This is a genomic window from Pleionea sp. CnH1-48, from assembly GCF_024124665.1.
GTDB lineage: Bacteria > Pseudomonadota > Gammaproteobacteria > Enterobacterales > Kangiellaceae > JAMXSB01.
Window position 1 is genome coordinate 478,151 of record NZ_JAMXSB010000002.1, and the last position, 15,054, is coordinate 493,204.

The following is a 15,054-nucleotide window of genomic DNA, read 5'->3' on the forward strand; positions in this document are numbered from 1 at the left end:
AGAACAAATATCGGTGTATTTTAATCATTTTTACCCACGAGCTCAATCTTTGGCCGGAATCTTGCGGAGGCTCCATTTTTCTCCTTATTTCGGCAAAGACAGCAGAGACTGAAAATGATATTATCTTGGCCTTCTTTGGGTAGGAAGCTCAATATCTGATAACAAACAGTGCAATGACGCAAAAGATATTAATAGGACATTTTATATGAAAGCATTACTTTATTTTGGCTTGGTTCTGCTCAGCCATGCAGTACTCGCTGCACCACTTCCAATCGAGGATTTTGCAAAGCAATCACAGTACAACAGCATCAAGCTGTCCCCTGATGGTAAACACTATGCAGCAACTGCTCCGTTGGAAGATAGAAGCGCTCTCCTTATCATTGACCGCGCTAATATGCGGGTAAAACACATCTACAAACTGACCGCAACAGAACACATTGACCGATTCTACTGGGCTAACAACGAGCGAATCATATTCACTCGGCACTTCAAACGCTCTCGATTATCTCAGGGCACAACAGACGGTCAAATATTTGCGGCCAATATTAATGGTACGCAAAAGAGCGTTATTTTTGGCTATCGTGCCTATGACGGTGGGACCACACGTGGCAGCAAAAACCGTGGACCAATTCAAGCCGCGGGCACTATCCGTCATATCTTACCTGATGACCCAAAACACATACTGGTAACAGCTCGAAATTTTGGAGGCGATTTAGACACAGGCATCAGTGTTTTTAAGTTGAACATCTATAGTGGTAAGCGTACTCGTATTACCCGCACTCCCTTCGGCAATATGCGTATTTTATTCGACTCTACAGGCAAGCCAGTAATCGCCAGCGGAACCAATCGAGAGGGTGAAAAAAAGCGATTTTTATTTGAAGACAATTCCTGGCAATTGATTCCAGCAGAAAGCGAGCTCAATCAATTCCAACCATTGTCTATGCACAGCGATAATCAACGCATTTATTTGAGCCGCTACAAAGATGGTGATACGCAGGAATTATTTGAGTATGACCTTACTAGTAAAAAGCTAAAGAAGCGTTTTCAAGATAAAACTTCCGATATTTATCGTTTGATTCGCGAACCCGTCACGCAGACTATCGTTGGTGTGCAAACAATGCCGGGCTATATTGAGACACAATATCTTGATACCAGCTCACCCTTTGCTCGCTTACACAAAAGTTTGTTAAAAGCCTTTAACGGTCAAAATATTTCGATTACTTCAAATACAGCAGATAAAAAAGAATGGGTTATTCATGCGTCCAGCGATACCAACCCGGGAGACTTTTACCTCTTTAATAGTGAAACTAAAAAAGCCATGCACCTGTTCAAAGTGCGAGACTGGATTAAGCCTAGTCAAATGGCTTTGATGGAACCCTTCTCTATAAAAAATCGCGACGATACTACGATTTATGGCTACATTACGCTACCCAATGATTTAAAAAAACCAGTCCCTATGATTGTCTATGTTCACGGAGGCCCCTACGGCGTGCAGGATGAGTGGGGCTTTGACAGCACAGTGCAAATGCTAGCCAATAATGGTTATGCTGTATTGCAGGTCAATTATCGTGGCTCAGGGGGTTATGGTGCACATTACGAAGCACAAGCCTACCAAAAACGCAGCACCATGATACAACATGATATTATTGACGCGACACGTTGGGCTCAGTCTCTCGATCAAGTTCATGATAGTAAAGTGTGCATCATGGGCTGGAGTTTTGGTGGCTACTCAGCCCTTATGGCTCCTCTGATTGAACCTGATTTATTTAAGTGCTCCATTGCTGCGGCAGGTGTTTATGATGCTGTAAAACAAGAAAAAAATTCAGACTATGGAAAGATCGATTCAGTGTCTAAAAAAGCAGCGAGAGTTTACGGTGAAGATGAAAACTTGTTGAAAAAAGAATCGCCTTTGACCTATATCGATAAACTTAAAACACCGGTGTTTATCGTTCATGGCGGTAAAGACGAACGAGTCACTCCAAGACAGGCCCACTTGCTAAAAGCCGCTCTCGAAAAACGTAATATGCCTTATGAGTGGATGTTCAAAGAAACTGAAGGTCACGGCTTCTATAACGAAGACAACCGAATAGAGTTCTATCGTCGCTCACTTGAGTTCATTAATAAATATATCCATCAATAAAAAGCTCAAATGCGCGCCTGCCTATATTCTCAGGCGCGCATCATTCATATCCAATCCTGCTCGTCAATATCTACCGTCGCATCAACCTTAAGCGTTCCAGTGTGTGCCGTTGACGCAGGTTCAATCATCATAAAGTGCGTTTCTTCTGTTGCTAAAGGACTGTGCTCAACACCTTTAGGTACCACATACATTTCTCCTGGATTGAGAACCACATCCCCTTGCTTCATGCGCAATGTGAGTTGCCCTTTGATCACCAAAAACAATTCATCTTCGTGTTCGTGGCTGTGCCAGACAAGCTCTCCTTGCCCTTTTGCTAACTTCACTAACTGACCATTAGATTCAGCAACAATTTTGGGTGTCCAATGTTCATTAAATAGCGAAAATTTTTCGTCAAGATTAATCGCGCTCATGATATATCTTTCTCATATCGAAATACGTTAATACAAACTATGACAAATATCATGACAGAAGAAAAGCCCTTCTCATCGCAGGTGCTATCAACAAACAGCGCTCCATCTGTTAAGTCTTAAAATAAGAGCGCCACGTCCCTGTGGCCGCTCTGTCGAATACAGTCCTTTGAACTTTTTTCCTTGTCTGCGTTTTCGGTTACGAGGTCTACGCCATGTCGAAGTTAATGTCCTTCACCATTTGCTCAATTTCCACGCTGAGCAACCAGTCACAATAAGCAGCGGTTTTAGAACCAAATGGTCCCTGCTCCTTGTGGTTTTTATGCCTATAAAAATAACCAAAGTCATCCACATAAAAACATCCAGGTAAGTCAAAAGATTCCTGCGGTTTAACTCGATTTCGACTCAACACACTCTCCTCCATTGAACGAGCAATCAACGCCATGGATAAACTCGCTTAGTTACGTAGCCTGCGTAGAAATCACTATAACAACGATGCTCCCAGCCACCATTAAAAAAACCAGCAAGAGATTTAAAATTTCCGGCAAGTCACCGACAGAAGCGGCCTGGCGCGGTGTTTAATGAGATTAACACGTTAAAAAAAACGGCTTAAAATCCAAAATAAAGCGCACAAAAACCATAATGTGAACTGGCTCACAAAGCTTGACGCAAGAGCACGAGCGCTTGAAGAGAAAACGGGGAATAGGGATAATCAGAACACCAACAAGAAACGCCAATAGTTAGCAGCGTGCTACACCCAAAATAATAAATCAGGATGCGATTTTCGATGTTTTTAATCAGGACAGTGTTGTTTACTTTATGTCTCCTACTAACACATTCTACCCTCGCTCAAATGACCACAAAATCTGGCGCTCTCCCTATCCGTCAAGTGGGACCTGAAGCAGGTTTAGTTGGCTCAAAAATCATCGATTTTGCTCAAGATGCTCAAGGATATATGTGGCTCATCACCAACAAAGCCTTACATCGTTTTGATGGCTACTCCATGAAGGTCTTTCAACACAACCCTGACGACCCCAAAAGCAATCCCCATACGGATTTTCATACTCTGTTTGCCGACAACAATAATCACCTATGGCTCGCCAGTATTTCTGGCATTCTAAAATTCGACATCGCAAAGCAAGAATTCCATGTCATGGCGGAGTTTGAATTATCTCGTAAACCTGTTTTTAAACAGGATAAGCAAGGGAATGTCTGGTACTTAAACGATTACCATGTGCATTATTTCGAGCAAGACTCTCAGTTAATGAGAAAAATTGATCTCTATCAAAGCTTCCTTTCTCATGGATTTGAGCGGCCGCTGATCACCACCTTCGATATGATTAGCGATGACCAAATTTTAATCGTCCGCTATGAGGATGATTGTGCGCTTTATCATATTGATGAGAAAAAAATAACGAACGATCTACCACTGGTACTAAAGAAAGTGTGCCATAACGCGAAATACCTTCAAGCTATTGGCCGCCATCTTTATATACGAGGTGCCGATGATCGCTTGTACCGCTACGACACCGAGCTTCAAACCACAACGCCTTTACTCAGTTTTGGAGCCAATGAACTGACCTCAGCCCTGTTACATGATCAACAAAACAATATTTGGATCGCCAATCTGGGATCTCTTTATAAAATACATGCCAACTCATCCAATGTTATCCAGTACACGCCTTACAATGTCGCCCACCAAACATTAAACGATTTTGAAATCAGTCAGCTTTTTGAAGATCGTAATGGTCACATCTGGATTGCTACTCGAGGCAGTGGTCAAATAGCGATCTACGATCCCGAAGTAGAAACCTTTTTATTTGACGAAAAAGAATACAAAGACAATATCAACTTTATTGGTAAGTCCATCCATACCCTATTCAACGATAGTCGCAAACGTCTTTGGGTTGCCATGGATCAAGAAGTGTATGCGATTGATCTGGTGAGCAAGACTAAACAATCCATTCCTCTGTTCGATGAACAGGGTAACCTGCTGCAAATGGGTATTTTTAGTGATATCGTCGAAAGCAGTGATGGTACTCTCTGGTTTGCGACATCACGCGGACTCTATCAATATAATGAGTACTCTCGTCGCTTTGTTCAGCGCTTCCCCAACGCTCACGATCCGCAGCAACTCGCTCAAATTCCAGTCATCGCTTTAGACATAGATGCACAAGATAGAATGTGGCTAGGCACAGTGAGTCATGGCCTGTTTCGTTTTGATCCGGCAACCAATAAAAGCCAGCAATACCTTCGCTCAAAAGATAATGTGGGCTCTTTGCTCGATGATATTGTTGTCGAGGTGAAAGTGGATAGGCAACAACGTGTATGGGCAGCTACCGTACTAGGCCTTAGTCGTCTGGATAGCCCCGACTCGAATGACTTCACACACTACAAAGCCTCACAGAAAAACAAACACAGTTTATGTGGCCGCATCATCAATGAAATTTTTCAAGATTCTCAATCCAATCTCTGGTTTGCAACCGATAATGGACTGGGTCGATTTAACGAAAAACAGCAAGACTTCAACTGCTATAGTGAAAGAAACGGTTTGGCATCAAGCAACACCCTCTCGATCACAGAAGATGCCAACAAACACCATTTTTGGGTGGCAACTATGCGAGGTTTATCCGTGGTCAACTCAGAAGGAGTACTCATACAGAACTACGGAGAGAAAGAAGGTTTATTCAGTCGCATGCCCATGCGCGCCAGTACCATGGATCAAGATGGTGTGCTCTGGCTTGGTACTATTGATGGACTCAATCGACTGCATCCACAACACATTCATGGAAGCCCCGTCACTCCCAACCTGGTATTAACGGCTTTGAATGTAAACCACCAACCATGGTCCAGTGCAGAAAACCTCAACACACTCGAGCATCTACAGTTAGATTATTATCAAAACACACTGCAATTTGTATTCTCTCAACTCGATTACAACCGTCCCGAGCGCCAACGATACAAAATCAAGCTCGACAATTGGGACAAACAATGGACGCAGCTAGGTACGGCAAACCAATTCCAATATAATAACCTGCCACCGGGAGATTACCGTTTTCATATTGCACTAGCAAATGATTACTCAGCAAATGATGAGGCACAAAAAACACTGTCAGTCACGATTAACCCTCCACTTTGGCAAACCACACAAGCTTATGTACTCTACGTCTTGTTAGCCTTATTACTTATCTACGTCATTGTCACCCTACGAACACGACGACTTAAAACCCAGGCAGCCCATCTAGAACAACTGGTTGAAGAAAGACTCGAAGAAATCATTGATCAAAAGAAAACCATTGAACACCTACTCGCAAAAAAAGATGAACTTTTTGCGAATGTTTCTCACGAATTTCGTACTCCATTGACATTAATTCTTGGCCCATTAACTCAGCTGCATGATGAATCTCGTTACAAAGGCATTAAAACCGTTGTTGGACCTGTTTTAAATAATGCCAAACGTTTATTAAGAATGGTTGACCAACTGCTCGATATGGCGCGACTGGAATCCGCGCCTAATCAGCCCTCTTCTCCTGTCGCTATTAACCCGTTGATTACCAATATGACAAACCAGTTTGATAGTTTGTTGCAACAACACCAGCTTGAGCTAACACTTCGACTAACGGACAATGCAGAGGCATTGTTGCCATTAGATGCATTAGAAAAAATACTGATCAACTTATTCTCTAACGCAGTTAAGTACACTTCTAATGGCGGCCATATTCAAATTCTCACAGAATGGGATGAAGCAACCCAGTTACTCTGCATACAGTTTATCGACAATGGAATAGGTATCGCACCTGAGCATCAAGCCAAAATATTTGAACGTTTTGTTCGTCTGGAGCAACAGGAATCTACCCCAAAAATACCGGGTGCTGGTATCGGCCTGGCATTAGTCAAACAAATGGTCGAGTACTATGGTGGTCGTATAGAGTTATCGAGCACAATAGGAAAAGGCAGTTGCTTTAGCGTGTATCTTCCTGGTCATATCAATAAAAGATCCGCGGGCATAACAGAAACAACGACACAACAAGCAACACAGCAGGAAGTTGATAGTTTGATGCCACAAACGACAGCTGTCTTGCAACAAAATGAAGGACAAGAAAAATCTCCAGCCCAAGATGTAACTGTACTGATAGTCGAAGATCATGCCGACATGCAGCAATATATCATTCAAGCGTTAAGTCCTTATTTCAACTGCATCTACGCGAACAATGGTGAAGAAGGTATAGCTAAAGCGATGCAAGAAGTGCCCGACTTAATTATTACGGATCTGATGATGCCAAAAAAAGACGGCTTTGAATTTTCTAAAGTCATCCGCAACGATACTCGCACCTCCCATATTCCAATCATCATGTTAACAGCCAGTTCCGAACCCAGTACTCGATTACAAGCCTGGCAAAGTGAAATTGATGAGTTCTTTAATAAACCTTTCAGTGCAAAAGAACTGGTCACGAGATGTCAAAACCTGCTTAATATTCGTCGCATCCTGAGCCAACGGCTTAGTAAGAGCATTACCAACAACAATACCAATAAGATAGAAGCATTGAACGAACGTGATCATGCGTTTTTGGATAAACTTAAAACCTTAGTTCAGGACAACTACACAGACCCAGAACTGAGCGCCAAGTTTCTTAGTAAAAGCCTGGCCATGAGTGACAGTCAATTGCAACGAAAAATAAAAGCACTGCTTAATCAGAGTGTGCCAGACTACATCCGAACTTATCGCTTACAACAGGCCAGCCACCAACTTAAGCAAAATCAGCTAATCAGTGAGATAGCCTACTCCGTTGGCTTTTCGAATCCCACCTATTTTAGTAGCTGCTTTAAAGCCTACTTTGGAATGACGCCCAAAGCCTGGCAACAACAAAAAACCAAGCAAGAAATTGCACCTGCGAGTGAAACACAAGGAGAGTGATTCGTTCACTCTCCTTGCTTATTGACTTATCGAACAACTACAGTAAAGGATTTAATAACAAATCCACCGTCATCATCACTGACTTTTACCCGCACAGGGTACTTACCCGGCAAATTGAACCGAGTTTTTCCTTGTGCTTGCAACACATCATCAAACTGCCCATCATCGTCTAAGTCCCAGGCATAACTGATCACATCAAGAGCGCCTGGATCTGCCGCCGTTACGTTAAAGCTGAAGAGCTCACCGCGAGAAACGACTTTATCTTCTGTCATTTTGATAATGACAGGAGGCAGATTTCTTACGGTTATCTCCACGTCACCAGAATCAACCAAAGCTTCATCATCTTTCACCTGGCTAGAAAAACGATACACTCCCTCGTCTTCCATTAGCATGTGATGTTCTACGGCTCCACTGCCCGTAGCAAAACCAATCGACTGCCCCTCGAGCATAAAGACTAAAGGATCACGTTGATTAGGATCTTGGGCGGCTATTGATAAATTAACTTCTTCGCCTTCATTGACGACTAAAGAGGATGCTTCCAACTTTTGAACTACCGTTGGAGCAACATTCAATGCCTGATAAGTCACTTGAACCGATAACTTGGGACGCAACACACTTTCACCTGAGTCAGATGAATAAAGCTCAATACCATCATCATTGCCAGTGGTATTATCACGCAGAATCGCGACACCGTAATTGTTACTACCACTCAGCCATCCTTGTACCGTTGAAGTAATATTCATAGTTCGAATAGCATTGTTGTTTGGATTATTATCGCCTTTAAAACTGCCTATCTGACCGCCTGTTTCGCTGCCAACTTGAATACCGTCTCCCATGCTGTTCCAGGTAGCGTCTTCATTCCAGCTACGAGTCATAGGGTAAACTCGATAAGTGGTATTTCCTGAATCCTGATCGTCTTTTAGGTTAACACTCAACTCAGCATTCACTATAACAGCGTTACTAGGAATACGTGTTGGTGCAGGATCACCTTCCCGATAGGCCCCCTGAACCATATCCGTGAACTGTAATAAAGTCTGGCCAGGATAATCCTTCCACCAGGAGTTGCGCGTATCATCATCGACGACTAACTCGCCACGATTGCCATAGCTGGTGTTTTTTTCTGCATTATTGATCCAGGTATCACGAGTACCGCTATAGCCATTGAGTCCTTCTTGCAGTGTAATAAAATGCTCCGACGGTGTACCTCGGTAGGTATCAAAATCAACGTTCAACGTGAAGCGACTGTCACTGTCCGTATCCCATTCTTTACGTGTTGGTGAATAGGTTTCGCCTTGAATACGATCGTGATCGGGTTGGAAAGTATATAAACGTAACCAACCATCACCACCATTCGGTCCACTTTGATAATCAGCTAATACTTCATGAACGGTCGCGCCAAACTGGTTTTTGCTGGTTTGACGATATTCCGAATGATTGTGTCCACAGTGAACCAGATAAATCTGGCGATTAGCCGCAACAAAGTTATTAAAGAAGTCATTCGATTTCATACCATCATGACGATACAAAGGTTCAAATGTATAGTTAAAGTCGGTGTAACGCCCTGCTCCTAATATAGACCAATCGAATAAATAACGATGCGTACTCACCCAGGTAGGCAACTCTTTATGTTGATTCAAAACGCCTTGTGCCCAAGCCAGTTCTTCTGATGGTGTTTCCATCAAAATATGAATGAAAAGATATTGTTGACCATTAGACTCAATGATCTGATAACTACTTAAACCACTGGGAGAAGAACCACCAAACCAAGGCTTGTCTTCATAGCGACTGGGACTAAAGTAGCGCAAGTAGTTAGTACCATCAGGATCATAATAATCGCCAGGATAAAGAAAGTCGTGATTTCCTCCCACCACACCATAGGGTACATTGGCATCATCCAACACCGTCATGGCGCGATTAGCATTTTCCCATTGAGAAATCGTTGCGGCTTCTTCAACAATATCACCCAGATGAGTCACAAATAAAATGTTGTATAACGAATGATTATCAGCAACCCACTGAGTTTGTGCTTTATAAATATCAGGATATTTCTCGGAGTATTTCTGCGTATCAGGTAATGCCACGACCGAAAATTCATTCGCACTTGCCAATCCACTGATGACAGCCAAGACGGCTAAACCGATTTTATTTTTCTTAATGAGTTTCATGATGATAGATCTCCGTCTTGTTATTGTGAAAGGTCAGTTCGGCCAGCACGAAGCAATGCTTTCTGCAAGCTTTTACGTACCGACTTCGATTGGTCGAATTGAACTAACTCGTTCACCACAGACTGATAATCTTCGTCACGTTGAACGGCAGCTAATGCTTCTGCAATCATAAGACCACGCTGAATAACAAAGGCGCGTGATCCACGCTTGTTTCCACGTTCAGCAGAAACGGGATGCAAAATTTTGTTACGTTGATATAAAGTGATCTCACCTTGAATCGCTTTAAGCGGCTCAATCAAAGACAACAACTCTTCATACTGTTGTTTTTGCTGTAAATCCTCACTGATATAGTCGAACATTCCATTGCGCGCACGACTCCCCTGAGGCAAACGCTTAAAAAGTTTCATAGATGCTTGTTTTTGGTTAAGAGCAAGATCAATACGGGCAATATCACTGCTGAGCTTTGAGTTGTTAGGATAAGCGCTTAAATGGTCGGCTCCTCGTTGGCGGCCTTTTAATAAGGCTTGTTTTGCTGCAGGATATTTTTCGGCGAGCGTTAACATAGCACCAATGACTTGTGGTCGACGGCTCTTTGCCGCTAGTGACGCATCGGCCATCGATTCCTGCAAACAAATTTGGTATTGCTTGATAGAGGCATCGACTTTTCCTGCCAACGCTAATGCCGCTGCCTTACGTTCTCGATTAAAAAAAGGATTATTACCCGAGGCTAGTGCCGCGTCGATACGAGCCAAGCCATCTTCGCTGGTTACATACTGTGATATGCGATCTTGAACCAGTTCAACAACGGCGTGTTCTGATAATTGCTCCAATACTTTTTGCCGACTATCTACAATCAAGATTTGTGGCGTTGATATGTCAAACGCAGCCAGTTGAGCAGCATCTTTTTTGATATTAAGTTCAACGATAACTGTTTCACGAACCAGCAAGTCTATCAACCCAGATGACTCTTTGTTCGGCCAGCGAAAATGACGCCAACCGCGGTCGTTATCACTGACATGAATAAAAACGAGCTTGTTTTCTTTTGCTGCAACCGCTAATGCCTGATCAATCGTGTGGGCATGAAAAGCAGTACCATAGTATCCAGGGTGTGCCATCAGTTGTGTGACAAACAAAACACACACAACTGTCGTCAAAAAACGACCGTATTGTTTAAACATAAATAGACCTTTGTTATTTGATTTTTTGTTATGGAAAACAATTTATAGACCACAATAAACCGTTTGGTTAGTGCTTAAGAAAGCAATAACAATTATGAAATTTAATTGCTTAAAATTTGTTACATACTGATGTCAACAAGCATCTCAAATAAAACCAGAGAGGAGGCTTTTGCCTACCTTTTTATCAAAATGAGAAATCGCATTACATTGCGAGTTGACTACACATTGAATACAGACACAGGCATAATAGACTTTGGAAATTTGCTATGTGACCTTTTTATGAACATTAAAGATACGCTTTTGCAACGTAGTCATGGTCAGTGCGAGTTATGCACAGCCAAAACTGAACTCAGTGTGTACGAAATTCCACCAGCCACCGATCCCGACTCTGATAAGTGTGTGCTTCTGTGCGACTCTTGCAAAACTCAAATAGAAAAAACTGCCGAGATAAATGTGAATCACTGGCGCTGCCTGAATGACAGTATGTGGAGCCAGACTCCTGCTGTTCAAGTCATGGCTTGGCGTATGCTAAATCGATTATCAACAGAGAGCTGGGCGCAAGATCTGCTCGATATGCTGTATCTGGAAGAAGATGTAAAAGCCTGGGCCGAATCTGAAGTAGACGACGACACAACACCTACTCTGGATAGTAATGGCGCACTTTTATCTGCTGGAGATAGCGTCACTTTAATCAAAGATCTGGATGTTAAAGGCACAGGATTTACAGCAAAGCGAGGAACGGCAGTCAGAAACATTTCGTTAACTTCGAACCCAGAGCACATCGAAGGGAGAGTTAACGGAGTACGTATTGTCATATTGACTAAGTACGTTAAAAAATCCTAAAGCCCGTTGATCTTAGGACCAGCCATGTTTGATGCCCTGCTAGCACTCTGTATAACGACCGGTTTATTACTTGGCACTCCCGGCCCAGCAACACTATCGCTTGCTGCAACGGGAGCAACCTTTGGTATTAAGCGTGGCGCGCCTTTTTTGATCGGAATACTTACAGGTCTTCTATTTGTCATCATTGGCGCAAGCCTGGGCGTACTTTCGTTATTCGAATGGTATCCATCGTTACGAACAGCAATGCAATGGCTCGGCGCAGGTTATATTGTGTATATTGCTTATCGAGTCGCAACCGCTCCAGTGATCGATACCAACTCAGAGGAAGCGGTCGCACCATCAGCATTGGATGGATTTATTCTCAACTTGTTAAACCCTAAAGCCTACGCTGCGTTTTTTGCCATATTCTCCCAGTTTACTCTGCCCTATTCTTCAGCCTCTGTTAGCTTTTTGGTCACGGCATTGGTATGCCTGGGTATTGCAACGCTGGTAGACATGATCTGGCTAGGCGCGGGCTCATGGTTACGTCCTCTTTTTGCTCACCCTACCTACGCCAAACGACTGCGATACTTTTTTGCATTATTGATGGTGTTGTCAGTGGGATACACCCTCGCTAGTTAACCCGGCGCATCATAACAAGACGAAGTCCCAGCAAACATAAAATCACAAAGTTGAAACTGCCTCCTCCGCCACTACTAGAGGTGCTTTTTGCCTGTACGTTTATGTTTAAGTCGAAGACATTACTGTCGGACTGTCCATCACTCACTTTTACTTTGACCTTGAGTGTTCCAGTAAAATTGGCACTAGGTGTTACCGTCAAACCACTGTGCGAATAACTATTTCCATCCAGCACTGTTAAACTGAATGCCGCAGGGAAATTACTGTCTGGATCGGTCACCGACAAATGAGACAATGCCAAAGTAATCGATTGTCCTTGCTGCATCGTTAATACGGATTGGCCTGTAATTTGTGGAGCAACATTATTACCACCGTTACTCCGGCGATCAAACTGACCACAATTGTCTTGTGGATTATCACCAATAACGCCAGTGCATATCAAAAAGTTTTGGATGTCATCTGCGGCCAAATCCGCATGTTCTCCAATCGCTCCATACAGTGACATTTTATCTTCATCCTGAGACAAGGGATTACCTCCGCCACTGGTTACCGCGATTACATAGTAGCGCCCGTTCTTTTCTATTAGCATAGGTCCACCACTATCGCCTCCATTGGTTGCACCTTCTAACGCTAAGGGTTTAGCCGATGATTGAAAACCATAATGGGACTGAAGACTGTTATAACGAGACTCTTCATTGGGATGATCAAAGTCAAATACGATAGCGCCTCTTAGCTGAGTGTCAGATGAGTCTTGTGCGATACGATGTTGTACAACATTCTTGGCTGCGCGACGCTCGGTACTGCTGGCGTCAGGTTCGTTAGCTAGCCCAGTACCCGACATGCCGTATCCAACTAAAAACACTTCTCCTACATAGGGCACTGTTGTGTTTTCTACTGCCATCGTCGGAATACTGGTGATGGATCTATCAAGCGTTAACACCGCAATGTCTTTGCTGCGAAAAAAAGCGTTGTTTGATATCCAGCCATCAATATGTTGAATGCGAATGATCTTCGCGCTCTCAGGTGATGCATCCGATGTGTAGTCATTCCCGTTAGAAAATACGACGTATCGATCTAGACCAATAGGAAACTCTTCTTGACCCGCATCATTAATATCATGAACACAATGGGCTGCGGTCAGTACCAAATTAGGCTTCACTAATGTACCAGAGCAACCACCTTGCCCTGTTGGGCTGTCTAAACCAACCGCTCCCACGGCAGGAAAGTTCAATGCCAACTCTCGATATAAAGAAACATCCACATCTGCCCTTCGGTTTATAGCATCACTCGGTAATGACAACAAAAGTGCAAAGGTACACACAATCATCCAACGCAGTTTCATAAGCTTTTCCCCTATTTCTATCGGTCCATCCAATATAAGCAACTTGACTTTACTTGTGTGTAAGTGCCTGTAAAGGCTTGTAAGCAGCTAGTTCACTCCACCAGCAATAAAAAACGTCCGCTTTCTTTACAAATAGAATGAGAAAAATAAGCTCACCTATCGCAACAACGAGATTTTCAATAAAATCAATCAGTTAAAAACTGGCAAACCTTTTGCAGATCCTTTTGTTTAAGACTTGTAGAACCATTCTGTTTACTTTTAGTTTGCAGAATCGTCGACCCTTAAGATACGGACAGGCTATCTCAAATATAAATCTGCCTTTATTGGTAATTCTTGACTATAATTCAGCTGTGGTTTTTACAAAATAATCCATTAGATTAAAACGTTAGTATTCAAAAGAGAGGCCGAAATTGGGGATGTTGCAAATCTTGGAGATACAATGCCATACAGCGACATAGAAAAAGCTTTTAATCTGGCCGCTCAGCTTTTGCAGTATCAAACGTATTTTGATCTAACGCAAAAGCTTATTAGTATTCTCAAAGAATTTCATGGGATTGAAGATGTCACTTCCTACGAAGTATTTGGCACCATCGCCAAACGCTCAGATGAGATCTCTAGCCATACAGACTTTTTGATTCGACGCTTCCCTCTGTCATTGGATCAAGACTATCAAGACAGAAACACCCCCCTACTGAATAAAATTATTCCCAATATCGAACCTGGAATCATGACCATCAACGAAGATGACAGTGATTATCTGGTGATGACATTAGGTAAAGAAATCAAACCCGTTCGGGTTGTGCTTGTTCAAGGAGAAGCCAGCGAACAAGATCAGGTGATGATCCGTGGTATCTATCAGATTTATAATAATCAGGTAGCCCTGCTCGACGCCAAAGAGCGTGATCCCTTAACACGCTTGCACAATCGACAAACCATGGATTTAGTACTGAATCAGGTACTGGATTTCTATCGAAATAAAGAAAGCAGCGATTGCGATGCGCAGTCCTGGATAGCTATATTGGATATTGATCACTTCAAACAAATTAACGATAACTTTGGCCACCTTTATGGTGATGAAGTATTGCTTTTGTTTTCTAGCCTGATGGAAGATGTGTTTCGATACTCTGACTTTTTGTTCCGTTATGGCGGAGAAGAATTTTTAGTTATTATCAATCAAACCAATAGAGAAGGTATTAACGTCGCCTTGGAGCGATTTAGAAAACGAGTCGAAGAATATCAGTTTCCTTCGAATCGAATCACCGTCAGTATCGGCTATACGCAACTTGATCCCTCCTACCCAATGTCCATTCTTTTAGAAGTTGCCGACAGAGCTTTGTATGAAGCAAAAAGCTCAGGCCGCAACCGCATCGTTCACTTTGAGCCACAAGACAATATTTCTAACACCAAAGGCGATGTCGAGTGGTTTGAGTAGTCGCGAAATTTTTG

Annotated in this window: 10 protein-coding genes; 5 read left to right on the forward strand and 5 right to left on the reverse strand. The window is 42.8% G+C overall.

All coding sequences use genetic code 11. The annotated features are described in order from the left end of the window. Window positions 1–205: 205 nt before the first annotated feature. Window positions 206–2,140, forward strand: a complete 1,935-nt coding sequence (locus NH399_RS04610; protein ID WP_253037292.1) for a S9 family peptidase — start codon at window positions 206–208, stop codon at window positions 2,138–2,140. Window positions 2,141–2,184: 44 nt separating this feature from the next. Here NH399_RS04610 and NH399_RS04615 read toward each other — a convergent pair whose 3' ends face one another. Both NH399_RS04615 and NH399_RS04620 read right to left on the reverse strand, forming a co-directional pair. Continuing rightward, the gene (locus NH399_RS04615; RefSeq protein WP_253037293.1) at window positions 2,185–2,550 is read right to left on the reverse strand and encodes a cupin domain-containing protein; all 366 of its coding nucleotides are present in this window, start codon (window positions 2,548–2,550) and stop codon (window positions 2,185–2,187) included. Between the two features lie 205 nt (window positions 2,551–2,755). Further along, window positions 2,756–2,956 carry a hypothetical protein gene (locus NH399_RS04620; RefSeq protein WP_253037294.1) on the reverse strand — a complete coding sequence of 67 codons (201 nt, stop codon included), beginning with the start codon at window positions 2,954–2,956 and terminating at the stop codon, window positions 2,756–2,758. A gap of 444 nt (window positions 2,957–3,400) precedes the next feature. Between NH399_RS04620 and NH399_RS04625 the strand changes: the two genes are divergently transcribed. Further along, entirely contained in the window at window positions 3,401–7,462 is a 4,062-nt protein-coding gene (locus NH399_RS04625) for a two-component regulator propeller domain-containing protein (protein WP_253037295.1), read from the forward strand. Window positions 7,463–7,488: 26 nt separating this feature from the next. Here NH399_RS04625 and NH399_RS04630 read toward each other — a convergent pair whose 3' ends face one another. Then, a complete protein-coding gene (locus NH399_RS04630) occupies window positions 7,489–9,627 on the reverse strand; it encodes a DNRLRE domain-containing protein (RefSeq protein ID WP_253037296.1) in 2,139 nt (712 codons plus the stop codon). 20 nt (window positions 9,628–9,647) lie between these two features. Next, window positions 9,648–10,805, reverse strand: a complete 1,158-nt coding sequence (locus NH399_RS04635; RefSeq protein ID WP_253037297.1) for a hypothetical protein — start codon at window positions 10,803–10,805, stop codon at window positions 9,648–9,650. A gap of 279 nt (window positions 10,806–11,084) precedes the next feature. Here NH399_RS04635 and NH399_RS04640 point away from each other — a divergent pair, with 279 nt between their 5' ends. Beyond that, complete coding sequence (locus NH399_RS04640; RefSeq protein ID WP_253037298.1) at window positions 11,085–11,648, forward strand: alkylphosphonate utilization protein; 564 nt, start codon at window positions 11,085–11,087, stop codon at window positions 11,646–11,648. Between the two features lie 24 nt (window positions 11,649–11,672). Continuing rightward, window positions 11,673–12,269 carry a LysE family translocator gene (locus tag NH399_RS04645; protein ID WP_253037299.1) on the forward strand — a complete coding sequence of 199 codons (597 nt, stop codon included), beginning with the start codon at window positions 11,673–11,675 and terminating at the stop codon, window positions 12,267–12,269. Here the strand turns inward: NH399_RS04645 and NH399_RS04650 are convergent. Next, on the reverse strand, window positions 12,262–13,608 hold the full coding sequence (locus NH399_RS04650; protein ID WP_253037300.1) for a trypsin-like serine protease: 1,347 nt from the start codon (window positions 13,606–13,608) through the stop codon (window positions 12,262–12,264). The two genes, NH399_RS04645 and NH399_RS04650, sit on opposite strands and share 8 nt — an antisense overlap. 439 nt (window positions 13,609–14,047) lie before the next feature. On the opposite strand from NH399_RS04650, the gene NH399_RS04655 reads away from it, so the two are divergent. Beyond that, a complete protein-coding gene (locus NH399_RS04655; RefSeq protein WP_253037301.1) occupies window positions 14,048–15,040 on the forward strand; it encodes a GGDEF domain-containing protein in 993 nt (330 codons plus the stop codon). Window positions 15,041–15,054: the final 14 nt, after the last annotated feature.

Coding starts and splice junctions, on each gene's coding strand:
- NH399_RS04630 (WP_253037296.1), bottom strand. CDS start 9,627: ATGAAACTCATTAAGAAAAATAAAATCGGTTTAGCCGTCTTGGCTGTC.
- NH399_RS04610 (WP_253037292.1), top strand. CDS start 206: ATGAAAGCATTACTTTATTTTGGCTTGGTTCTGCTCAGCCATGCAGTA.
- NH399_RS04615 (WP_253037293.1), bottom strand. CDS start 2,550: ATGAGCGCGATTAATCTTGACGAAAAATTTTCGCTATTTAATGAACAT.
- NH399_RS04635 (WP_253037297.1), bottom strand. CDS start 10,805: ATGTTTAAACAATACGGTCGTTTTTTGACGACAGTTGTGTGTGTTTTG.
- NH399_RS04640 (WP_253037298.1), top strand. CDS start 11,085: ATGAACATTAAAGATACGCTTTTGCAACGTAGTCATGGTCAGTGCGAG.
- NH399_RS04655 (WP_253037301.1), top strand. CDS start 14,048: ATGCCATACAGCGACATAGAAAAAGCTTTTAATCTGGCCGCTCAGCTT.
- NH399_RS04650 (WP_253037300.1), bottom strand. CDS start 13,608: ATGAAACTGCGTTGGATGATTGTGTGTACCTTTGCACTTTTGTTGTCA.
- NH399_RS04625 (WP_253037295.1), top strand. CDS start 3,401: ATGACCACAAAATCTGGCGCTCTCCCTATCCGTCAAGTGGGACCTGAA.
- NH399_RS04645 (WP_253037299.1), top strand. CDS start 11,673: ATGTTTGATGCCCTGCTAGCACTCTGTATAACGACCGGTTTATTACTT.